The 20,786-nt window shown below is 49.2% G+C and carries 22 protein-coding genes; 13 read left to right on the forward strand and 9 right to left on the reverse strand.

Annotation, left to right across the window (positions count from 1 at the left end):
* Positions 1-99: 99 nt before the first annotated feature.
* Entirely contained in the window at positions 100-897 is a 798-nt protein-coding gene (locus AC6R03_RS07425; protein ID WP_500630945.1) for an AraC family ligand binding domain-containing protein, read from the forward strand.
* Between the two features lie 241 nt (positions 898-1,138).
* On the opposite strand, the gene AC6R03_RS07430 is transcribed toward AC6R03_RS07425, so the two are convergent.
* Positions 1,139-2,515 carry an HD-GYP domain-containing protein gene (locus tag AC6R03_RS07430; protein WP_500630944.1) on the reverse strand — a complete coding sequence of 459 codons (1,377 nt, stop codon included), beginning with the start codon at positions 2,513-2,515 and terminating at the stop codon, positions 1,139-1,141.
* A 224-nt stretch (positions 2,516-2,739) separates the two neighbouring features.
* On the opposite strand from AC6R03_RS07430, the gene AC6R03_RS07435 reads away from it, so the two are divergent.
* The 3 genes from AC6R03_RS07435 to AC6R03_RS07445 all read left to right on the forward strand — a co-directional run bounded on the left by AC6R03_RS07435 (position 2,740) and on the right by AC6R03_RS07445 (position 5,819).
* Complete coding sequence (locus AC6R03_RS07435) at positions 2,740-3,336, forward strand: TetR/AcrR family transcriptional regulator (protein WP_500630943.1); 597 nt, start codon at positions 2,740-2,742, stop codon at positions 3,334-3,336.
* Between the two features lie 96 nt (positions 3,337-3,432).
* The gene (locus AC6R03_RS07440; protein WP_500630942.1) at positions 3,433-4,281 is read left to right on the forward strand and encodes an alpha/beta fold hydrolase; all 849 of its coding nucleotides are present in this window, start codon (positions 3,433-3,435) and stop codon (positions 4,279-4,281) included.
* A gap of 149 nt (positions 4,282-4,430) precedes the next feature.
* Complete coding sequence (locus AC6R03_RS07445; RefSeq protein ID WP_487902977.1) at positions 4,431-5,819, forward strand: SLC13 family permease; 1,389 nt, start codon at positions 4,431-4,433, stop codon at positions 5,817-5,819.
* A 14-nt stretch (positions 5,820-5,833) separates the two neighbouring features.
* Here AC6R03_RS07445 and AC6R03_RS07450 read toward each other — a convergent pair whose 3' ends face one another.
* Positions 5,834-6,205 carry a hypothetical protein gene (locus AC6R03_RS07450; RefSeq protein ID WP_500630941.1) on the reverse strand — a complete coding sequence of 124 codons (372 nt, stop codon included), beginning with the start codon at positions 6,203-6,205 and terminating at the stop codon, positions 5,834-5,836.
* A gap of 131 nt (positions 6,206-6,336) precedes the next feature.
* Here AC6R03_RS07450 and AC6R03_RS07455 point away from each other — a divergent pair, with 131 nt between their 5' ends.
* From AC6R03_RS07455 to AC6R03_RS07465, 3 genes are read left to right on the forward strand one after another with little or no spacing between them, the layout of a single operon-like run.
* Positions 6,337-6,705: an MmcQ/YjbR family DNA-binding protein gene (locus AC6R03_RS07455; protein WP_500629058.1), complete on the forward strand. Its 369-nt coding sequence runs from the start codon at positions 6,337-6,339 to the stop codon at positions 6,703-6,705.
* A 60-nt stretch (positions 6,706-6,765) separates the two neighbouring features.
* Positions 6,766-7,716, forward strand: a complete 951-nt coding sequence (locus AC6R03_RS07460) for an endonuclease/exonuclease/phosphatase family protein (protein ID WP_500630940.1) — start codon at positions 6,766-6,768, stop codon at positions 7,714-7,716.
* 26 nt (positions 7,717-7,742) lie between these two features.
* Positions 7,743-8,060, forward strand: coding sequence for a DUF4144 family protein (locus AC6R03_RS07465; protein ID WP_500630939.1), 318 nt, complete (start codon positions 7,743-7,745; stop codon positions 8,058-8,060).
* A 68-nt stretch (positions 8,061-8,128) separates the two neighbouring features.
* Here AC6R03_RS07465 and speB read toward each other — a convergent pair whose 3' ends face one another.
* Together speB and speA are read right to left on the reverse strand one after the other, a co-directional pair.
* Entirely contained in the window at positions 8,129-9,055 is a 927-nt protein-coding gene (gene speB / locus AC6R03_RS07470) for an agmatinase (RefSeq protein WP_500630938.1), read from the reverse strand.
* Positions 9,056-10,978: a biosynthetic arginine decarboxylase gene (gene speA / locus AC6R03_RS07475; protein ID WP_500630937.1), complete on the reverse strand. Its 1,923-nt coding sequence runs from the start codon at positions 10,976-10,978 to the stop codon at positions 9,056-9,058.
* A 258-nt stretch (positions 10,979-11,236) separates the two neighbouring features.
* Between speA and AC6R03_RS07480 the strand changes: the two genes are divergently transcribed.
* The gene (locus AC6R03_RS07480; RefSeq protein ID WP_500630936.1) at positions 11,237-11,932 is read left to right on the forward strand and encodes a pirin family protein; all 696 of its coding nucleotides are present in this window, start codon (positions 11,237-11,239) and stop codon (positions 11,930-11,932) included.
* Between the two features lie 107 nt (positions 11,933-12,039).
* Positions 12,040-12,291, forward strand: a complete 252-nt coding sequence (locus AC6R03_RS07485) for a DUF3081 domain-containing protein (RefSeq protein WP_487902985.1) — start codon at positions 12,040-12,042, stop codon at positions 12,289-12,291.
* Between the two features lie 73 nt (positions 12,292-12,364).
* On the opposite strand, the gene AC6R03_RS07490 is transcribed toward AC6R03_RS07485, so the two are convergent.
* The gene (locus tag AC6R03_RS07490) at positions 12,365-12,724 is read right to left on the reverse strand and encodes a MaoP family protein (protein ID WP_334553142.1); all 360 of its coding nucleotides are present in this window, start codon (positions 12,722-12,724) and stop codon (positions 12,365-12,367) included.
* A gap of 207 nt (positions 12,725-12,931) precedes the next feature.
* Between AC6R03_RS07490 and AC6R03_RS07495 the strand changes: the two genes are divergently transcribed.
* Complete coding sequence (locus tag AC6R03_RS07495) at positions 12,932-13,825, forward strand: LysR family transcriptional regulator (RefSeq protein ID WP_500630935.1); 894 nt, start codon at positions 12,932-12,934, stop codon at positions 13,823-13,825.
* Between the two features lie 131 nt (positions 13,826-13,956).
* Here the strand turns inward: AC6R03_RS07495 and AC6R03_RS07500 are convergent, their stop codons facing one another.
* Positions 13,957-14,538: an FMN-dependent NADH-azoreductase gene (locus tag AC6R03_RS07500; protein ID WP_500630934.1), complete on the reverse strand. Its 582-nt coding sequence runs from the start codon at positions 14,536-14,538 to the stop codon at positions 13,957-13,959.
* A 181-nt stretch (positions 14,539-14,719) separates the two neighbouring features.
* Positions 14,720-14,923 (reverse strand): hypothetical protein, encoded by a 204-nt coding sequence (locus AC6R03_RS07505; protein WP_334553147.1) that lies wholly within the window; start codon positions 14,921-14,923, stop codon positions 14,720-14,722.
* Positions 14,924-15,146: 223 nt separating this feature from the next.
* On the opposite strand from AC6R03_RS07505, the gene AC6R03_RS07510 reads away from it, so the two are divergent.
* The 3 genes from AC6R03_RS07510 to AC6R03_RS07520 are packed head-to-tail and all read left to right on the forward strand — an operon-like array spanning position 15,147 to position 17,402.
* Positions 15,147-16,508 (forward strand): AlkA N-terminal domain-containing protein, encoded by a 1,362-nt coding sequence (locus AC6R03_RS07510; protein WP_500630964.1) that lies wholly within the window; start codon positions 15,147-15,149, stop codon positions 16,506-16,508.
* Positions 16,505-17,002, forward strand: coding sequence for a methylated-DNA--[protein]-cysteine S-methyltransferase (locus AC6R03_RS07515; RefSeq protein WP_500630933.1), 498 nt, complete (start codon positions 16,505-16,507; stop codon positions 17,000-17,002). Before AC6R03_RS07510 ends, AC6R03_RS07515 begins: the two co-directional genes overlap by 4 nt.
* Positions 17,003-17,006: 4 nt before the next feature.
* Positions 17,007-17,402: a hypothetical protein gene (locus tag AC6R03_RS07520; RefSeq protein WP_500630932.1), complete on the forward strand. Its 396-nt coding sequence runs from the start codon at positions 17,007-17,009 to the stop codon at positions 17,400-17,402.
* A 43-nt stretch (positions 17,403-17,445) separates the two neighbouring features.
* On the opposite strand, the gene nhaD is transcribed toward AC6R03_RS07520, so the two are convergent.
* Both nhaD and AC6R03_RS07530 read right to left on the reverse strand, forming a co-directional pair.
* Entirely contained in the window at positions 17,446-18,876 is a 1,431-nt protein-coding gene (nhaD, locus tag AC6R03_RS07525; RefSeq protein ID WP_500630931.1) for a sodium:proton antiporter NhaD, read from the reverse strand.
* 225 nt (positions 18,877-19,101) lie between these two features.
* The gene (locus AC6R03_RS07530; RefSeq protein WP_500630930.1) at positions 19,102-20,406 is read right to left on the reverse strand and encodes a dicarboxylate/amino acid:cation symporter; all 1,305 of its coding nucleotides are present in this window, start codon (positions 20,404-20,406) and stop codon (positions 19,102-19,104) included.
* Positions 20,407-20,786: the final 380 nt, after the last annotated feature.

Raw genomic sequence — 20,786 nt, forward strand, 5'->3', positions numbered from 1 at the left:
CTATTAGGTTCCGTTGACTTAAAAGATCAACAGGCTCTAGATATATTCTTTAGTTATTCCTAAAATACCTTTTTTTTTGATACGTTTTAACGAGACAGGATGTCAAAACATATTCCTAACACGACAATGTTATCGCCCAGCGACGTTGCCTTTGTCTTAGACCCAACTCAACCCGTGCTTGCCCATAGTCGCAGTATGGTTGCTGAGTCTGCTATCGAACCGCATGCTCATCCCAGAGGGCAGCTTCTTTGGGGCTCTAAGGGAATTTTGCGTGTAACCAGTGAAAAAGCTGTCTGGGTCGTTCCATCTACGCATGCTGTGTGGATTCCTGGCGGTCATTACCATCAGGTGAGTAATGAAACTGCCACTCAGACTCGGAATTTATACGTTGATCCTTCGTTTTGTGTACGTCAGAACTCTGATAAAGTCATCATGTTAAAAATGAGCTCGTTACTGCGAGAAGTGATACTCAAGCTTACTGAAAGCGCAGGTTCCCTCGCAAAAGAACGAGCACATAATTTGGGCTTGGTCGCCCTTGATGAACTTGAATCATTGGAAGCATTGGAGCTCTATATTCCATCAGGACATGACCCTCGCCTGCAACGGTTGATCAGTCTTATTGTTAATCAGCCTGACCAAACTCTGTTACTTGAACAGCTGGCAAATCAAGTAGGGGCAAGTGTTCGTACTATCGAAAGGTTGTTTAAGGCAGAAACGGGACTCACATTCCGTCAATGGCGTAGCCGCTTTCGTTTGATGAGTTCACTGGACAAGATTTCTCAGGGGTATAACACAACCTTGGTTGCGCATGAGTTGGGTTATAGCAGTGTGAGCAGCTTTCTCTCTTCTTTTAAAAAATTGTTTGGTTGTACACCGCAGGAATATGCTCAGAGGTAATTATTTTATTACGAAATCCTGAGTTGATTTTCAACGACTATAGGAATAGGACCTCGTTTATTCGTCAACTGCAATATAAAATCTATACAATTATTTTTCCATTATCTGTAGTAATTTGTGATTTGCTAATTTAAACAAAAACTCTAGCAAGGTTTTGTCCAAAACCAAGCTATCAAACTGAAGCACACAGACGGCGCAGCCACAGTTAGCGAAGTGATGAAGATACTCTTTACAAATAAATCTAAAGCGTTGGTGACGAGGGGAGTTCACTCATCCCGATGTCTTTTATGTATTTCTCTGGGAGTTTTTTTAATGCGGCTTTGAGCGCATTAAAGCACAATGGATCGATGGCTGTGCCGACGTTTTCTTCCATGATTTCTAATGTTTTTGGAATCGGAATGGCGCCTCGATAAGGGCGTTCAGCGGTAATGGCGTCAAAAATATCAGCCGTGGTAATAATCCGTGTCATCATCGATATTTCTTCGGCAACCAACTTGTCGGGATAGCCTGTTCCATCTAACTTCTCGTGATGGGCCGCCGCCATTTTGGCAAAGTGTCTGAGCGGCGATATCTTTTCAAGGATCTCTCTTGTCAGCACCGCGTGGTTTTGCACTTGTGCCCATTCGTCGTGATCCAGTTTTCCTGGTTTATCCAAGATGGTGTTGCTGACCCCAAGTTTTCCGAGATCATGCAAGAGAGCGGCGCGTTTCAGCCATAGTCGATCCTCTTGGTCAATATTGAGCTCTTCGGCAATGAGGGTACTAAAAACAGCCACTCTGGCGCTGTGTCCGGAGGTAAAAGGACTCTTGGCGTCGATGATCTTGCCAAATGCGGTCACGATTCGGTCGAAATAATCATCGTCTAAGGGAATCATTGCTAGTGCGGGTGACATGGAGAGGACAAAAGAGACGATGGATGGGGCGTTGAGTGCCTCAATAAAATCCGCGTTCTCTTCCAACTGCTTAGCGATGGTCACTAAGCTAGGGTCCAGCCAGTTTCCGGAGCGACGTTCCAGTTCAGAAAAGGCAATGCTCAAATCATGTTCACGTTGGAACACATCCATTACTTGAGCGAGAAGTGCAATTCTTGAAAAGAGTGGGATGTGATCATGTTGCAGCCCTTCAGGACGGCCCGATCCGTCCCAGTGTTCATCCAAATGTTTGATACCCTGCGCCACGTTTTCACTGAACAAGAGTTCACGGGCGACTTCTGCGCCTTTTGTGCAACGTGTTTGGATCAGCTCTTGTGCGTAATCGGTGCCATTTTTTAAGATATCAATGGTGGTCGAAATACGCTTGCGCCAATGCTCTCCCGAGCCTGCATTTTTAAGTACGAAGTTAATCGCGCTCGTCAGGCTGGTGCCGACCGTTTTATAACGCTGTTTAAACCTCAGATCATCGGTGGCGTAAAGCTCGCAAATACGCGCGGCATTACTGCTACAGCCCGCATCTTTGAGTAACAACGTAAAATACAGGTCATGCAGCTCTGATGAGGAAAGGTTCATTCGCTCACCAATATGCATGCCTATCCAGCAGCAACGCATGCTGTGTTCAGGGGGCTGGCCCTCTGTCATATCGAGTGCGACGGTTAGTGAAGAAATCAGTTCCGCCAAAGGCATATTGAGGTTTGAACCCTGTAACAACATCATGCTCTACTTATTCACATGTAAACAAAAATTGTAGTGCAATCATTCGTTATCGCCTAATGACAAACAATAAAAGCTTGGCGAACGATCCAGGAGGTACCTTTCCTCCTCGTTTTCAATGCTCCGCTAAGACTTCATACTTGGCAAAAAAGTACGAACGTGCTAAAAAGGCGTTCAGTCCACACAGTGAGTCACCGATGAGTAAAGGCAAAATCACCCGCGAGAATATTCTGAGCAAGGCATTTGAACTGGCCAGTGAAAATGGGTTGGAGAGCCTGACGATCGGAGAGTTGGCGAAGCAGTGTGGTATGTCTAAGAGTGGGTTGTTTGCCCATTTTAACTCGAAAGACAACTTGCAAATTGCGGTGCTGGAGTACGCCAACCTCGTGTTTACCGAGCGAGTGATCGCGCCAGCGAGGGCGCAAGGTGATGACAACATCGAGCGCAAACTGCGCAGCCTGCTCGACAATTGGTTGGGGTGGAACCACTCGTTTCAAGGCAGTTGTATGTTCCTTGATGCGTGGAAAGAGGCGTGCCCACAACCGACGCCGACACAGCAAGTATTGAAGAAAACCATCGCCACTTGGATTGAGTATTTGCGCATTCAGGTAGCGAAAGGGATCGAGAGTGGTGAGTTCGACCGCCAGCTCGATCCAAAACAAGCCACGTTCGAGTTGTATGGGCTTTATTTGAGTGCTCATCTGTTTTACTCCATCCACGGCGAGCAGGCGAGTTATGCGCTGTTCTGGTCTGGGGTAGAGGCGCTATTGCAGCGCTGGAGAGTGAGCGCTTAACCAACAGAATAATCAACACGCGTCATCGATTGACGCGGTTTTTTTAACTTAAAATAGTACGGTCGTTCGTTTTTACGAACAGATAAGGATACGACCATGAGTGATAAGATCTATTTCAACACATCAACGAAATTCAGCTTAAAGAAAAGCATGGTGAACTGGGGCACAAGGCTTCATCACACCTTAGCGCCTAAGCATGCGGAAAAAACGGCGCGCAAACTGTTGCTGACGCCGGTGCGCACCAAACCGAAAAACGCCGCGCCGCAAGGGTTGATTGAAGGCGAAGTGCAAAGTGGTGAGGGGGTGTTGAAAACCTATCGTTTGGGGTCGGGGCCGGTGTGGGTGTTGACCCACGGTTGGTCGGGCAGCGCAAGCCAGTTCTACCCTTTGATGGCGCATATTGCTAAGCGAGGTTACACCGCTCTGGCGTATGATCACCCGGCTCATGGTCAAAGCGAAGGCGTCTATGGCCATATTCCCGCCTTTGTTCAAGGGCTAGAAGCGGTACTCGACAGTGTCGATGATGTGGCGGGTCTGGTTGGGCACAGCATGGGAACCGCGTCTGCGATTGAGTGCCATCATCAAAAATTGGTGGATAAACCGATGTTGCTGATTGCGCCGGTGCTGGACTACCTCGACAATCTGTTCGGCAGCATTTCTCGCTCAGGCTACTCGATGCGTTTGTTTGATGCGGTGGTATCGAAAGTGGAAGAGCAATATCGCTATCCGATCCAATCCATCGATCCCTACAACAAACTCAAATTGCGCCAAGCACCGACCATTATCGTTCATGATCAGCAAGATAAATTCACCCACTTCTCCGTGTCAGAAAAAGCGGCCAGTGAGATGGCGAACGTCAGCTTGGTGGCGACACAAGGCCAAGGTCATGGTCGCGTGATGAAGTGCCCAAAAGTGATGGAAAGTTTCGATAAATTAACGGATTAGTGAAGCGTTTGTCCGCCTATTACTGATAGTTAAGCCATTAATGTCCATGATATTGATGCGGTTAACAAATTCGCAAAGGAAATTATTTCCGCCTGCAACATTGTGGGATCATCTAGGGGCCAGTTCGGCCCTTAGAAGGAAATATAATAATGCATAAAAATGATAGTGTCCCTTTGCCCACCAATACCCGAGAGTGGTTATTTAACCGCAACAGCGCCATCGTCTTAGCGGATATAGCGCTGTTTTTGCTGCTCTATTTTACCCTCCCGTTTGATCCCCCCGTTGTACTGGGTATCAGCATGCTGTTGTTTATCGCCATTTTATGGCTCACCGAGGCGTTGCACGTGACGGTGACGGCCATTCTTGTCCCTGTGATGGCGGTGTTCTTTGATGTGTTTGACACCCAAACCGCGCTCAACAACTTTGCTAATTCCATTATCTTCCTGTTCCTTGGCGGTTTCGCCCTTGCGGCGGCGATGCACAGGCAAGGCTTGGATAAGGTGATTGCCGATAAAGTTTTGATCTTGGCGAAAGGCAAAATGAATGTGGCAGTGTTTATGCTGTTTGGGGTGACCGCTGGGTTGTCGATGTGGATCAGCAACACCGCAACAACGGCGATGATGCTGCCGTTGGTGCTCGGCGTACTGAGTAAAGTTGATGCAGATAAAGAGCACCCAACCTATGTGTTTGTGCTCTTGGGTATCGCCTACAGCGCCAGTATTGGCGGTATTGCCACCATCGTCGGTAGCCCACCGAATGCCATCGCCGCAGCGGAAGTGGGGCTAACTTTTACCGATTGGATGCGCTTTGGTGTACCGACGACGTTGGTGCTTTTGCCTGTCGCGATGGCTGTGCTGTATCTGATGCTGAAACCCAATTTGCAAGGGAAATTTGAGCTTAACTATCAGCCAGTACAGTGGGATAAAGGCAAAATCGTCACGTTAGGTATTTTTGCTGCCACGGTTTGTCTGTGGATTTTCAGTAAGCCGATTAATGCCATGCTGGGCGGTTTTGCTAAGTTCGATACGCTGGTGGCGCTCGGTGCAATTGTCGCGGTGAACTTTGCGCGCGTCGTGCACTGGAAGGACATCGAAAAAACCGCAGATTGGGGCGTGTTACTGCTGTTTGGCGGCGGGATCTGCCTGAGTAATGTACTCAAAGCGACGGGTACCAGCGTCTTTTTGGCCAATGTCCTCAGCGAGGCGATTGCTCACCTTGGCATAGTGTTCATTGTGGCGGTGATTGCGATTTTTGTCGTGTTTCTTACCGAGTTTGCCAGCAACACGGCGAGCGCAGCCTTGTTGATTCCGGTTTTTGCCACCGTCGCCGAAGCGTTTGGCTTATCGCCAGTAATTCTGTCTGTGCTGATTGCGGTTGCTGCCTCTTGCGCCTTTATGTTGCCGGTCGCCACGCCGCCCAATGCCATCGTGTTTGGTTCAGGTCACGTGGAACAAAGTGAGATGATGAAAGTCGGTATTGTGCTTAATCTTGCTTGTATCTTAGTGCTGACGGGCATTGCCCTCACGTTTTGGGCATAACGCAATTGAGGCGCCTAGAGCGCCTCTTCTTCTTGCACGGTATTCACCTTGGCTTGGGTAGAATGGCAGGATGTGGATTGTGGTTTCGATGACGATAGTGCGCCAGATAATTGCATGGCGGTGTGCGCATCGATGCGACTTGCGTCAAACAGCAAGTAGCTGCGCTGGGCACTACCATCTTGATGCGGCACAATGCTCAATGTGCCTTTAAACCCAAGGCGAGAAAGATGCTGGCACAGCGCCTCGGGCGCCATGTCATAAACGGGGTGCAGATACGGCAGTGACGTGTCGGTCACCCAAGCGTGTGTTTGGTAATGTGCCATCGCATTTTCTAGGTGGTCTGAGTCGGTAAATTCGATGATCTCTAGTACGTGTTCCAATCGCATCGAGGTGCTAATTCCATTTTAATCATAGAGTTAATAATGGCGATACTACATCAATCCCCTCTGTTGCCACCTGTAATGGATCAATTTATCTTCTGCTCTATGCCCTCGACCTAAATTAAAAAGGAATGGCGATGAATCACGAACAATTCAACCAGTTCTGCCGCGCCTTACCGGCAACCACACACGTGGTGCAATGGGGCAACAGCGAGGTGTGGAAAGTGGGCGGCAAGGTGTTTGCCATCGGTACGCGCACGCCAAGTGGTACACCTGCTTACACGTTTAAGACATCAGAGAGAAACTTTGTCTTCCTCAGTGAAAGTGACGGCTATATCCCGGCGCCGTACTTTGCCAGCCGCGGCATGAAATGGATTCAGCAAATCGATGCCTCGCCCGAGCGCGATGAAGCGCTCCAATACTATTTGCACGCCTCCTACCAACTGGTGAGTAAAGGACTGAGTCAGCGTGTACGTAAAGAGTTAGGTATTGAGATCGAGAAGTAACGCAGCGTCGCGCAGAAATTTGGTACACTCATCCTATGTTTTTATTGTTAGAGACGTCGCTTGCACACCCATCAGACACTGACGTTTGCCACCGCAAACCTGTTTAATTTTGTCGCGCCGCCCAACGCGTTTTATGATTTTGAGAATATCTATGAGACGCAAGCGTGGGCGGAAAAATGTCGCTGGACGAAGGAGAAATTAACGCTTCTTGATGCGGATATCGTCGGGCTGCAGGAGGTGTTCTCGATTGAGGCCGCGAGACAGATGATGGCGGATCTCGGGTATGGCTATTTTGCGGTCGTCGATACGCCGCATATTGAGCAGGAATACATCTACTCCCAGCCCGTTGTGGCGCTGGCGTCTCGCTACCCAATCACACGTTGTCAGGCGGTGACGCCGCCTAGCGCTTTAATGGAGTGCTATGACGTTCCCTTTCCAGATTTTAGTCGTCAGCCGATTTCGGCCGTGGTCTCGGTGCCCAATATAGGCGAAGTTTCCGTTTATGTGTGTCACCTAAAATCTCAACGCGCGACAGAGAGCGCAAGTGGTGAGAGTGAGCATCCACTTCTCGGGCGCTGGTTGTCTCATCAACAACGTGGCTGGGAAGCCGTGATGCTTCGAATTGCGATGGAAAACGCCTACCGTTCACATCCGGTGCCGACTGTGCTGATAGGCGATATGAATCAAAGTTTGGACAGCGTACTGACCGGGCAACTCACGCTCAATACCAGTAGCGATAGTGCGACACTCACACTTGAAGACAGCTGGAGCCTCTACCAAGCCAATGACAAAGCAAAAGACCGAGCGGCCACACATTATCATTTCGCAACGGGCAATGTGTTGGACTACCTGCTTCTCTCGCAAGAGTTTCAAGCTCACTCGCCATACTCACTTGCGGATGTTGTTGGCTATCAGGTGTTGGATCAACATCTGATTAATCCGTCCTTCGCGCAAGATAGCCAAGCGAGCGATCACGCGTTTGTCTCGGTGACGGTCTCGTTTGTTTTATAGTTTGACAACACAAAGGAAACCCAACCATGATTGAATGGCCATGCATGTTCAAGTTAGACGGCGATTACGAGCTACTCTATATACCCTCTCAAGATGTATTGGAAAGTGAACTCACGTCGCTGATCTGGAGTGAAGACGATTGGCTGATTGATAGCCGTGGTCGGTGTTTTCTCATCTCAACAGACGAGCAAGGCTATCACTACCAGCCTCACGGCGAGCTTATTACGCTCGAACAAGTGACCCAATGGGTACAAGAACATGAGTTTGCCAAGGTGGAAATGTGCTTGACGAAAATCCACTTTACTTCAATACAGCAAGCCATCGAATCGCTGAGCGTGGTGTAAGTCACCTCAAATGACAACGCAGAAAACAAAACAGGGAGCAGTGGGCTCCCTGTTGGTCAGTGATGTTGTTATTCTTCGATGCGATTGGCTGCCCAAGCGTACATCAACTCTAGTGCGATGGTGGCGCCTGCGAGTGAGGTGAGGTCTGCGTGGTCGTAGGGAGGAGACACTTCTACGACGTCCATACCGACGATGTTCATACCGGTAAAACCGCGGATGATTTTCAGCACTTTATCAGAGTTCAGACCGCCACATACAGGGGTGCCTGTACCGGGTGCAAAAGCAGGGTCTAAACAGTCGATGTCAAAAGTCACATACACTGGTTTGTCGCCGACGATGTCTCGCACTTGTGCAACAATCTCACTCGCGCTCAGTTCATTGGCTTCCATCGCATTGATGACGTTAAAGCCATGATCTTGCTTTTTGTATTCCGTACGAATACCAATTTGTACTGAGTGTTTAGGCGAAATCAACCCTTCTTTTGGCGCATGATAGAACATAGTGCCATGATCGTATGAGCTGCCGTTCGCGTAGGTGTCGGTGTGCGCGTCAAAGTGGACGAGCGCCATTTCACCGTGATGCTTCGAGTAGGCGCGCAAGATGGGTAAGGTGACAAAATGGTCACCGCCCAGTGCCAACATGGTTTTACCATCACGCAAAATTTCACTGGTCGCTGCTTCAAGTCGGTAAGTGAAGTCTTCAGCGTCGCCGCAGTCGAACACTAAATCACCCGCGTCAATCACGTTAGCACGTTTGAACACGTTGAAATCCCATGGGAACTTTTTGCTTTCCCAAGCCAAGTTGACCGAGGCACGACGAATGGCGTCAGGGCCCATACGCGCGCCAGGTCGTCCTGACGTCGCCATATCTAAAGGTACGCCGAGGATAACCAAATCGGCATCACTGCCGATAGGGTCGCGCATATAAGGGCGACGACAAAAGGTCATCGCGTTGGAGTAGAGCGAATAATCGATTTTGCTAAACAAATCGTTCACTTAGAAATCCTCTAAATAGGTATAGCCACTTAAGCCTTGCTCAAGTTCTTGCAATACGCTTTGCTGTTCTTGTTCACTGACGCGCTGCGTGACCAGTTCACGGTAGTGCTCACGGATGTTATCGACATCAATATGCACGTAGCGCATCATATCTTCTACAGTATCGCCCTCATCAATACGCTCGATGATAGGTTCACCATTGTCATCTACGGTCACGACCGCACTGTGCGTGTCACCGAATAAGTTGTGCATATCACCCAAGATCTCTTGGTAGGCACCGACCAAGAAAAAGCCCATAAAGTACGGCTTATCTTTGCTCCATGCCGGAACAGGGAGAGTCGTCTCAATGCCTTGACCATCGACGTACTGATCGACAGTACCGTCTGAGTCACAGGTGATGTCGAGCATCACCGCGCGGCGGTCTTCGACATTCTCAAGCCCTGACAGAGGTAGGACAGGGAACACCTGATCAATACCCCAAGCGTCAGGTAGCGATTGAAACAGCGAAAAGTTGATGAAGAACTTATCCGCCAAACGCTCACTCAGTTCGTCCAAAATAGGGCGATGGAAGCGGTTTTTGGTGCTCATCAATCGGCTGAGCTCGTAGTAAATACGCAATGACATCTGCTCTGCCCAAGCGCGCTGGTGCAGGTTCAACACCCCCGCAGCAAATAGCGAATGCACTTCGGCAAGGTCGCTTTGCGTATCGTTGTAAATTTCAATTAATGCACGCGCATCACTGCCATCTTGCAAACTTTCCCAGTTGCGCCACATGTTTTGTAGCAGCAGTGGGTCATCAAGTTCTGGCTCATTGACCACTTCCGGCTGGTAGGCTTCTGTGCCGATCACGTTGGTGATCAGTACCGCGTGATGGGCGGTAAGTGAGCGACCCGATTCGGAAATGATCGTCGGCATGGGTTGTTCGTACTGCGTGCACACATCCCCAACCGTGTTGACGATGTTGCGCGCATATTCAATCAAGCCATAGTTCATCGAGCTGGTGGATTGGCTACGTGTGCCGTCGTAGTCCACCGCGAGTCCGCCACCAATATCGAAATATTGAATGTTGGCACCCATGCCGCGCAGTTCACAGTAGAAGCGCGCCGATTCATTGACACCATTACGAATATCGCGGATGTTCGCCATCTGCGAGCCCAAGTGGAAATGCACCAGTTGCAAAGAGTCCAATTGGTTCTCTTTCGTTAGCCTATCAATCACGCTAAGCACTTGTGATGCCGCTAGACCAAACTTCGATTTGTCACCGCCACTTGATTGCCATTTCCCCGCACCTTGAGAGGCCAGGCGAATACGAATGCCCATGCGCGGTTTAACGCCAAGACTTTTCGCTTCTTTAAGCACTAAGTCCAGCTCGGACATTTTCTCAAGCACGATGAAGACTTTGTGACCCAGTTTTTCACCGATCAGCGCTAGGCGAATGTACTCTCTGTCTTTATAGCCGTTGCAGACGATCACTGAGCTCGCTTTTTGTGCCAATGCCAGTACCGCCAAAAGTTCAGGCTTACTGCCCGCTTCTAGGCCAAGTTGTTTGGTCTCTAGTTGCGCTTGGCTGGCAAGGATCTCATCGACCACTTCTTTTTGTTGGTTCACTTTGATCGGGTAAACCAGCAAGTAGTTATTCGGGTATTGGTACTCATCAATCGCTTGGTTGAATGCGTCACAGATGCCGTGCACACGTTGATGCAGGATCTGAGGGAAGCGGACCAGTACCGGCAAATTAAGCTGTTTTTGTTCGAGTTGAGCGACAATTTTGCTCAGTGGCACTTGGTGATCTTGACCAAGCGCAGGTGACACATACACCTCACCTTGGTTATCGATACCGTAAAAGCCTTGGCTCCAGTGTTGAACATTGTAGTCAGCGCGAACGCGGTCGAGTTTGGAAGAATTTTCCACATCAAGTCTCACAAAGCTAAAGAATAAAACATGACTTCAGTGTAGTTAGAAATCATACGAGTCGCGGGCTTAATTTGATGACCGGGTTATCGCGACGAGCGCATTAACGGACAAACGCCCCCTGGTGTCCAACAAAAACAATTTGTCGATAGGACAAGGATTACTTTACGCCTGCTTCATCAAAAATTTCGAACTATTAAGCCAAATTTATCCGCTGTTTGTGAGCGCAAGCATCTCTTAATCTAGGAGAAAAGAAAGAGGAGTAATGTCATGATCACAGTGAGACACGCACACGATCGCGGCCGCGCCAATTTTGGTTGGCTCGACAGCAAACACACGTTTTCATTTGGCCACTATTACGATCCGCAGCAGATGGGTTTTTCCGCGCTGCGCGTCATCAATGACGATGAAGTGGCACCCGGCGCGGGGTTTGATACCCACGGTCACCGAGATATGGAAATCATCAGCTACGTTCTTGAGGGCACCATCGAACATAAAGACAGTGAAGGCAATATTAAGTCACTGCCTGCGGGTGAGTTCCAATTGATGTCGGCGGGAAAAGGCATCTATCACAGTGAATACAATGCGTCGAAAACCGATGCATTGCGCTTCTTGCAAATTTGGATTGAGCCGCACACTTTCGGTCAAACGCCTGGTTATCAGCAAAAAGACTTTGGTCAAGCGCCTGGGTTAACGACCATCGCGACGCCCACAGGCGAGGCGGGTACCTTACATATTAAACAAGATGCCCAGCTACATCAGCTGATTTTATTACCGGGGGAATCGCTGGAGTACGCGCTTGGCGCTGATCGTAAGGTGTATGTGCACCAAATCGACGGCACGTTAGAGGTTGACGGGAATCCCCTACAAGGGGGAGATGGTGCAAAGGTAGAGTCCACCTCTCGAATCACGCTCATCAACCGCGGCGCTGACAACGTCAAAGCGTTGCTGTTTGATCTTCCCTAGCGCCTCAAGAGTAAATAGAGAAAGCGTGATGTCACTGGCGTTCTCCAGTGGCTAAATTGTACACACAGAGCCATACTTGAAATGAGAACATAACAGGAGGGTCAGCGATGAAAAACGAACTGGATCCGACCAAAGTATTGCAGGCTTACGAGATGGTAATGGCGCGCGGTACGCCGACCGAGTTTGGCAAGATGTATGAAGGGGTCGAAGCGTTTTCCGACTATGATGGCTACAACGTCTTTCTACGCGGTAACGGCGTTGAACTCAAAATCGGTTTCCACAACACCTATCATTTGGAGTATGACCAAGAGCATCTAAGAGACAGCTTCTTGAAAAAGGTCGCCTCTTTGGCCAAATAGCCGAGCCGCAGAAAAGTTAAAACCCAGATTGTTGCCAATCTGGGTTTTGTTATTCTGTGCTTGCGGGTCGAGATTAATCTTCTTCCACCAAGCTCACATCATCGGCGTAATCTTCCACATTGCCATCTGGTTTTGAACGACCATTTAGGGTGTGAAAGCGTTTACGACCACGAGCGAGTTGAACGTATTTTAACCACACACGTTCCAGCTTGGTTTTCGCTTTTCCAGGGTTTTCGATAACTTTTACGAAATGCTTTTCTTCTGCGTTTTCAGGTGAGAGATCGCCGTTCTCTAAGCCCAACATGGTGTCACCATAGAGGGTTAGGATTTCTTCTTCAGCGAGCGTAAAATCACCAGACTTAGCAAAGCCGCGTGGAAACTTAGTGTTGTCGTAAAAACGTTTTTTGCCGTGACGAAATTCAGTGTCAGACATTGTGGTAGCCTCTGTAACCTACAATTGATAAATGACCTAAGCGGTACAGATCGAAAATTAGGCGCAAAGTTAGCAAAAGGAAAACAAAACTTTTTTATTGTCACTATTAAACATTTTTATGGTTTTAAGGTAACATTTTGCCCATTCAATGGTTTGCTTAATGGCAAGATTTGGTAGGCTTGAACGCTTGCACTTTGAGGAATATTAATGGACGTTAAAGTCTTCAGAACCTTTTTAGAATTGGCCAATGTACGCCACTTTGGTCGTGCGGCGGAAAACCTGTACATCACTCAAGCTGCGGTTAGCGCACGTATTAAGCAATTGGAAAGCTATTTTGATACGCAACTCTTCATCCGTGATCGCAACAACATCAAACTGACTTCCGCCGGTGAGCGCTTGATTGGCTACGCGGAAGTGATGGTCAGCACCTTGCAGCAGGCGAAATTAGAACTCTCCCTAGAAAATGGCAAAGCACTGCAACTGACCCTAGGCGGGACGCCAAACGTGTGGGATGCGTATCTGCAAAATGGCTTAAGCCTCATCACGGATGCCTTCAGTGGTTATGGCTTTATGGCTGAAATCATGGGCAGAGAAGCACTCAATCGCAGTTTGCAAGAACGTACCTTGGATATGGCGTTCGCCTTTGACCAAATCAAAGCCGATGAGCTCAATTGTAAAAAAGTCGCGGATGTGGTGTTGGTCTTGGTTTCGACCTCAGAGGGCACCGTGGATCAAGTGCTGGAAGACAAGTACGTGTATGTCGATTGGGGCACTAAGTTTGCCTCTGAACATGCTGAGCGTCACCCTAAAATCCCAGCGCCTTATCTACGTACTTCAACGGCGCGCATCGCTTTAGACTTCATCCTTGAAAAGGGAGGAAGTGCTTACTTACCCACCTCTCTTGTCGAGCCCTTCTTAGCCAGCGGGCAATTGGTCAAAGTGGATGGCGTGGCAGAGTGGTATCGTCCGATCTACTTGAGTTATCGCAAGGCGAGCACGTCGATCGATGCCATCAGTCAGGTAGAGAAGTTGGTGAAAACCATCGATCCTGTCACGGCGTTCAGCTTTCAGCAGATGGCGGATTGGCCGGTAGACGAGTAGGCCTGAGTGCTTGAAACGGAATAGTTGGAAACGGGCTGGTAAAAACTAGCTGGATAGAAAAGAAAAACCTCGACGATACGAATAAGTGAAGCGTCGAGGTTTTTTTGTGTCTAGCAATCGAGAGCGTCGTGTTATACGAGCTCAGCCAATTGAGTAAGTGCTTGCTCACGAGCTTCTGCAGCAGGCTCATCACCCATGTTGAGCGCTTCTGCGTAAACAAACTCAACGTCGGTAAGGCCGATAAAGCCAAGAATCGTGGTGAGGTAACTTTCAATCGAGTTACGAGGTGAATCTTTGTGTAGACCACCGCGTGTTGTGACCACCACGACTTTTTTGTTTTCAAGTAGGCCAACAGGACCGTTTTCCGTGTAGCTGAACGTGACGCCCACACGAGCAATCAAGTCGAAGTAGTTCTTCAGTTGAGTCGGGATCAAGAAGTTGTACATTGGCGCGCCAATCACGATCTGATCGGCCGCTTTGATTTCATCGATCAACTGGTTCGAAAGTGCGAGTACCGCTTTGAGCTCGTCAGATAAATCTTCTGCTGGGCTACGAAGCGCAGTAGCGACGTTAAGGTCAAGAACAGGGATTGGGTTGGCGGCCAAATCACGCTCGATGATGCCTGATTTTCCCTCTAGCACCTTGTCAATGATTTGGTTTGACTGAGAGTGCTCACCCAAGATACTGGATTTTAGAACGAGTGTCTGTGCCATAATTTTATCCTTTCAATGAGGTTCTTAAACTCTAAACACGAATCGCAGAACGGTTAAGTGTGTCTAGCTCGGCTAGTTAACAACCAGTCTATCGCTATGTCGGAGAAAGGATAAGCGGAGAAAACTGAGTGACTCATTCAATTTTTTTGAATGAGTCACTCTCTCAACAACTAGAGGTCATTCAGAGATTCATCAGGCTTTCGATGGACTCTTCAACGCTCAAATGATGGAACGACTGCACATGCGCCCCGTCGGAGGCATCAATCAGAATGTGGTCAATATTGGCTGCGCCATGCGAGTCGATGTAACCGAGCGATTGTTCGACGCTGTCGCAGATCATGGTGATGTTGTCCTTTAGGACAATCGTGCAAGTGTGTAAATTCATAGCCAACTACCTTATTTTTATTGTTCATCTTTTAATTTAGATGAGGTTCGCACTTTCGCCAAGATCTTCATCCCAAAGTTTTCATCCAAAAGTTGACAAGGTTGAGTTCCGAAAATGGCTAGTATTGCGTGTGCAAACCGTTAGACTTTCTCTATGACTTAGCGCCAAGAGAGCAATGTGAATAATGACCACAGGTGAAAAAGGACAGGGTGTGTCATCGCCGATGGCGATGCTCGGATCATTGAGTGTGCACGAATGCCAGCAAGCGAGGTTAAGCCGAGATGCGCGCTTTGACGGCCAGTTCTATATTGGCGTCAAAACAACGGGTATTTTCTGTCGTCCGATATGCCCAGCCAACTTACCGAAAGAGGAAAACGTCACCTACTTTCTTGATCGCGCCCAAGCATTGCAGGCGGGCTTTCGGCCATGCCTACGCTGTCGACCGGACAGTGCGCCGAGTTCGTGGGCATGGAAAGGGGTGGAAACCACATTTCAACGTGCCATCACTCTGATTGAGCAAGGTGAGGTAGACAGTAAGGGATTGCCTCATTTGTCCGAGCGTCTGGGGATCAGTGATCGCTATTTGCGCAAGCTGTTCGAAAAATACTTAGGGATGTCGCCGAAACAATACCTGCAATCGACTCAGCTGCTGTTTGCCAAACAACTGCTTCATTCGAGCTCGATGCCGATTGGGGCGATTGCGTTTGCGAGTGGATTTCAAAGCGTGCGGCGCTTCAACGACGCGTTTAAACAGGTGCTGAAATTGACGCCGAGCCAAGTGCGTCGGCAAGGCCGTGATGCCCAATCGCACTCTGTGATTGATCTTGCTTACCAAGGCCCACTGGATTGGTCGCAAATGCTGGATTTTTATCGTTTGCGCGCAATAGAGGGATTAGAGCAGGTCAGTGACCGCCATTATTCGCGCGTTGTCACTGTCGGTCATCATCAAGCTCATATTTGCATTTATCCCCATAAACCGGGCGTGATGAGGGTAGAGTTTGAGCTTGAGGACACACGCTTGCTACGCCCTTTAGTGACTCAGCTAAGACGCATGTTTGATTTGGACACCGACATCACCGCGGTCGAAGCGCATTTGACGGCGATAGAGTCGTCATTGGTTAAGTATTCTGGGCTGCGAATTCCCGGTGTCTGGGATTGTTGGGAGGCGGGCGTGAGGGCGATTTTGGGTCAGCAAGTGTCCATCAAAGCGGCGATCGGACAGCTCAATTTGTTGGCCACGACCCTGCAACCAGGCGGCGTCACTCACTTTCCGACGCCGGCCGAGGTGGCGAGTGCCGATTTGGCATTTTTGAAAATGCCGCAAAGTCGCAAAGAGACGCTCTCGCGGTTTGCCCAGTTTATGCTAGAACAACCTCAGGCAGAGCCCGATGAGTGGCTGACCTTGAAAGGCATCGGCCCTTGGACAGTCAACTACGCCAAACTGCGCGGCGCCTCGCAAGCGAACTGCTTTCTTGATACGGATCTGGTCGTGAAAAAAGCGTTGGCGCGCTTTCCTTCTCTCACCTCGACACGCGTCGCCCCTTGGGGGAGCTACGCCACTTTTCATTGTTGGAGCCATGCATGACCACGCACAACGAGCAAACTCAATACGTCTACACCACCATGACCAGTCCTATCGGTGAGATGGTGTTACAAGCCACTCGTGAGGGGTTGACTGGAGCGTGGTTTGAAACACAGACCACTCAGCCAGAAAATTTAGGCCAGCGCTGCGATTCTGATCCTATACTGACTAAAGCAATCAAACAGTTAGAGCAGTACTTTGCCAATCAGCGTGACAGTTTTGACCTGCCTCTCGCCGCACAGGGCACGCCATTTCAACGTCAAGTTTGGCAAGCGCTAACGACGATACCTTTTGGTGAAACGTGGAGCTATCAGCAACTCGCCGATGCCATAGGCAACCCTAAAGCGGTGCGCGCGGTTGGGGCGGCGAACGGGAAAAACCCTATTTCGATCATTGTGCCTTGTCATCGCGTAATAGGTAAAAGCGGTAAATTAACGGGTTATGCGGGGGGCGTGGAGCGTAAGGCGTCTCTCTTGAAATTGGAAAGTACGAGGTAAAGTTATGGTTGGTCGACAATGCAATTGGGGGATGAGGGTACTGCTGGCGTCACTGGTTCTTGTCGGCTGTTCAGAAGATGACGCTGAACGTTACCTCAACAAGCAAACCTATGAGTTTGTCGGTGACTACGAAAACCAGTACAACGACGACGTGCTGCGCTTTAATAATGCGATGGTGACCTTTATTAAAGCGGGGCAACCGAACTTAGAAAAGAGTTTTAATGTCGAGGGCAATCAGTTGTTCATCCAAATGCGCAACAACTCAAAAGAGCAGCGAGAAGACATCGTGATGCGTATCCACGGCAAAAATGAAGTGCTGACGTGCAGCGTGTGTGCTAAATATCAGTTGGCGAGCATCTGGCAAAAGCGCGGTGCGCAGCCTTTGCCAGTGAAGCCTTAATTTTGTCTGTTACGCGCGCTAGAGCGTTTAGAACGTTAAAACGTTAGAACAAGCCCCCATTGAGCGCCATGTGGCAGACGATACTCGCGATATAACCAAGCGCAATAACGGGCATCCATTTGAGGTGACCAAAGAAGGTGTACTTACCGTGCGCCGCCCCCATCAAGGCTACCCCGGCCGCAGACCCTATTGAGAGTAAGCTACCACCGACACCGGCGGTCAGTGTGACCAGTAGCCAGTTACCCATCGACATACTCGGCTCCATGGTGAGTACCGCGAACATCACAGGAATGTTATCGACGATGGCTGAGAGAATCCCCACCATGACGTTGGCCCACATGGGATCCCACTGGGTGTACATCACCTCAGAAATCACGCCTAAGTAGCCGAGCAAACTTAGCCCTCCCACACACATCACGACGCCGTAGAAGAACAGTAAGGTGTCCCACTCCGCGTGAGAGACGCGGCGAAACACATCAAACGGGACGACAGACCCTAGGCGCTTGAGTGCGTAATCATCACGGTTCGCAATCGCGCGCGCGGCTTTTTTGTGTAAAGAGGTCTTGAGGGTTTTTCGAAGAAAAAAGCCAAAAAACTGCAAATAGGCGAGCCCCATCATCATGCCCATCACCGGTGGGAAATGCAGCACGGCATGGAAGGCTACCGCCGTCGCGATCGTCAGGATAAACAGCACGACAATACGGCGCGCGCCGCGTTTGAGCTCAATGTGTTCATGCACCACGTTCGGCTTACTATTGGGTACAAACAGCGACATGATGAACGCCGGAATGATGTAGTTAATCAGTGAAGGGACAAACAGCGGCATAAACTCAGCAAAGGAGACATGGCCCGCCTGCCACACCATCAGGGTGGTAATGTCACCAAATGGGCTAAAAGCGCCGCCTGCGTTGGCGGCAATAACGATATTAATACAGGCTAAATTGATGAATTTAGGGTTATTGCCCGCCACTTTCAGTACAACGGCGCACATTAGCAGTGCGGTGGTTAAGTTATCGGCAATCGGTGAAATAAAGAAGGCGAGAATCCCGGTAAGCCAAAACAGCGCGCGGAAATTAAAGCCCTTGCCCACCATCCACGCTTGCAGCGCATCAAACAGTCGACGCTCTTCCATCGCGCTGATGTAGGTCATGGCGACCAATAAGAACAGTAACAGCTCAGCGTATTCGAGTAGGTTATGTTCCAGCGCGGCTTTGGCGACCTCTATCTGATCGTGCTGAGAATAGACGTAGCCAATCATGGCCCAGATGATACCCGCAGCCAACAAGACAGGTTTGGACTTTCTCAGCTGCAAGTACTCTTCGAGCATCACCAAGGTATAGGCCATCGCAAAGATCAGCAGTGCGGCGTAACCTATGGTCGATTGGGTAAGAGGCAGTGTGTCATGGGCGGTGGAAGCAAGGGTCGGAAAAGGGAGCAACAAAAAGGCAAATAGGGCTGACCAATGCAATTTCATACTTTCACTCCTTGAAAGAGTTGTTATAGAAAGATAGCGAGAATGTTGAGTCCCTATTTTAAAGAGTTATCAGATGGGGATGTGTGAGATAGATTGGATATGCCTGAATTTGAATGAGTTATTGTCGACGTTTGACTAAATGGGTAGATGAGAAAGCAAAAGCCTCAAACCGAGGTTTGAGGCTTTTGGCGTACTTTCATTGCCCAAGGTCCGCGAGATGAGCGGTTAGACCTCAACCTGCTTGAGATGAACCTCTTCCTCTTTTACGCCCGCTTGAGGGTCGTTAAAGCGTGTCTCATCCAGTGCGCCTTCCGATTTCGCGACGATGACCGTCACTGCGCTATCACCGGTAATGTTGACGGCGGTACGGATCATATCCAACAAACGGTCGACACCCATAATAAGGGCGATGCCTTCCAGAGGCAGACCGACTTGGTTAAGTACCATCGCCAGCATCACGAGACCAACACCTGGTACGCCTGCTGTGCCGATAGACGCCAGTGTCGCGGTCATGATTACCATCAAGTAGTCACCCATGGTGAGGTCGATGTTAAAGGCTTGTGCGATAAAGGCTGTCGCGACACCTTGCATGATGGCCGTACCATCCATGTTCACTGTCGCGCCTAGCGGCACCGTGAATGAGGAGACGCGGTTTTCCACGCCCATGCGGTTTTTCACCGTTTCCATCGTGACCGGAATGGTGGCATTTGACGATGCGGTCGAAAACGCAAACATGACCGCGTCTTCCATCTTCTTCAAGAAGGTGATTGGACTCAGACCGGTGAAGCCTTTCAGCATCACGCTGTAAGTGACTAAACCGTGCAAAATCAAGGTGCCAGCAAGGACAAGGAAGTACTCCGCCAAGTTGATGATGGCGCTAAGACCCAGACCAGTAAACAGTTTCGCCATCAAGAAGAACACGCCAAACGGCGCCAAGTTCATCAAAATCGCCACCAGTTTCATGATCACTTCATTGAGATCAGAGAAGAACGCTGCAATGCGCTCACCTGGCTTGCCCGCCGCGCTGATGGCAACGCCAAATAACACGGCAAACACGATCACTTGCAGAGTTTTACCTTCTGCCATTGCGCTGATTGGATTGGTCGGGAACATGTTAATGATCACCTGACCCAGTGATGGTGCTTCGGCGGACTGGAATGAGCTTGCTGCCGTAAGATCAGCGCCTGCACCTGGTTGGAACAGGTTACCCATGGTCAGCGCAAGCGTGATGGCAACCGCCGTGGTGATAATGTAAAACCCTAAGGTTTTGCCGCCCATGCGGCCCAGTGTAGAAAGATCTTTCAGTGAGCTTGTGCCACACACCAGTGAAACAAAAACGAGAGGAACAACAAGCATTTTTAAGCTGGCAACAAATATTTGGCCACCAACTTCAAACAGTCCATTGACGATGTATGTGTCGACAAATCCGTTGTCGGCAAAGAGGGTGCGAATTGCAAATCCTGTCAAGATACCTGTAACCATACCGAAAATCACTCGGCCGGTTAGCGACATGGGTTTCTTGGTATTCATAGTGAACACTCCTAATAGTTATGCGCCTAAAATTCACTTTAAGGCGGGCAGGGAGGTTAGCAGGCAGGATGAAAAATCAGAAAGCGAAAAAGCGCTGACGATAAGGAGATGTGACCTGGGTCACTGCTATTTGTCAGTATTTAACGCCAGGTTAACGTCTTAATGTAAATTAATTGACGTATTTTTATTGTTTTTAACAGTTAAAATCCCGACCATTAATACTTGGCTTCTTCTCACCGCATGGGAATAGAGACGATGTGTCCACTTGATTGATTTAGAAAATGCATAGATAAGCATATTTTATTCACTTTATTGCCTATGTCGGCGTAATTGCCGTGAACAGCGACCTTAGGTGCATTTTTGTCGAGCCTCGCAAGAAA

The organism is Vibrio sp. R10-SG-ISO4 (assembly GCF_059834135.1).

Bases quoted from the DNA above. Each gene is read 5' to 3' on its own strand.
- AC6R03_RS07530 (WP_500630930.1), bottom strand. From the start codon at position 20,406: ATGAATACCAAGAAACCCATGTCGCTAACCGGCCGAGTGATTTTCGGT.
- AC6R03_RS07505 (WP_334553147.1), bottom strand. From the start codon at position 14,923: ATGAATTTACACACTTGCACGATTGTCCTAAAGGACAACATCACCATG.
- AC6R03_RS07510 (WP_500630964.1), top strand. From the start codon at position 15,147: ATGGCGATGCTCGGATCATTGAGTGTGCACGAATGCCAGCAAGCGAGG.
- AC6R03_RS07490 (WP_334553142.1), bottom strand. From the start codon at position 12,724: ATGTCTGACACTGAATTTCGTCACGGCAAAAAACGTTTTTACGACAAC.
- AC6R03_RS07430 (WP_500630944.1), bottom strand. From the start codon at position 2,515: ATGCCTTTGGCGGAACTGATTTCTTCACTAACCGTCGCACTCGATATG.
- AC6R03_RS07515 (WP_500630933.1), top strand. From the start codon at position 16,505: ATGACCACGCACAACGAGCAAACTCAATACGTCTACACCACCATGACC.
- AC6R03_RS07520 (WP_500630932.1), top strand. From the start codon at position 17,007: ATGGTTGGTCGACAATGCAATTGGGGGATGAGGGTACTGCTGGCGTCA.
- AC6R03_RS07485 (WP_487902985.1), top strand. From the start codon at position 12,040: ATGAAAAACGAACTGGATCCGACCAAAGTATTGCAGGCTTACGAGATG.
- AC6R03_RS07435 (WP_500630943.1), top strand. From the start codon at position 2,740: ATGAGTAAAGGCAAAATCACCCGCGAGAATATTCTGAGCAAGGCATTT.
- nhaD (WP_500630931.1), bottom strand. From the start codon at position 18,876: ATGAAATTGCATTGGTCAGCCCTATTTGCCTTTTTGTTGCTCCCTTTT.
- AC6R03_RS07465 (WP_500630939.1), top strand. From the start codon at position 7,743: ATGATTGAATGGCCATGCATGTTCAAGTTAGACGGCGATTACGAGCTA.
- AC6R03_RS07480 (WP_500630936.1), top strand. From the start codon at position 11,237: ATGATCACAGTGAGACACGCACACGATCGCGGCCGCGCCAATTTTGGT.
- AC6R03_RS07440 (WP_500630942.1), top strand. From the start codon at position 3,433: ATGAGTGATAAGATCTATTTCAACACATCAACGAAATTCAGCTTAAAG.
- AC6R03_RS07425 (WP_500630945.1), top strand. From the start codon at position 100: ATGTCAAAACATATTCCTAACACGACAATGTTATCGCCCAGCGACGTT.
- AC6R03_RS07500 (WP_500630934.1), bottom strand. From the start codon at position 14,538: ATGGCACAGACACTCGTTCTAAAATCCAGTATCTTGGGTGAGCACTCT.
- AC6R03_RS07495 (WP_500630935.1), top strand. From the start codon at position 12,932: ATGGACGTTAAAGTCTTCAGAACCTTTTTAGAATTGGCCAATGTACGC.
- AC6R03_RS07455 (WP_500629058.1), top strand. From the start codon at position 6,337: ATGAATCACGAACAATTCAACCAGTTCTGCCGCGCCTTACCGGCAACC.
- AC6R03_RS07450 (WP_500630941.1), bottom strand. From the start codon at position 6,205: ATGCGATTGGAACACGTACTAGAGATCATCGAATTTACCGACTCAGAC.
- AC6R03_RS07445 (WP_487902977.1), top strand. From the start codon at position 4,431: ATGCATAAAAATGATAGTGTCCCTTTGCCCACCAATACCCGAGAGTGG.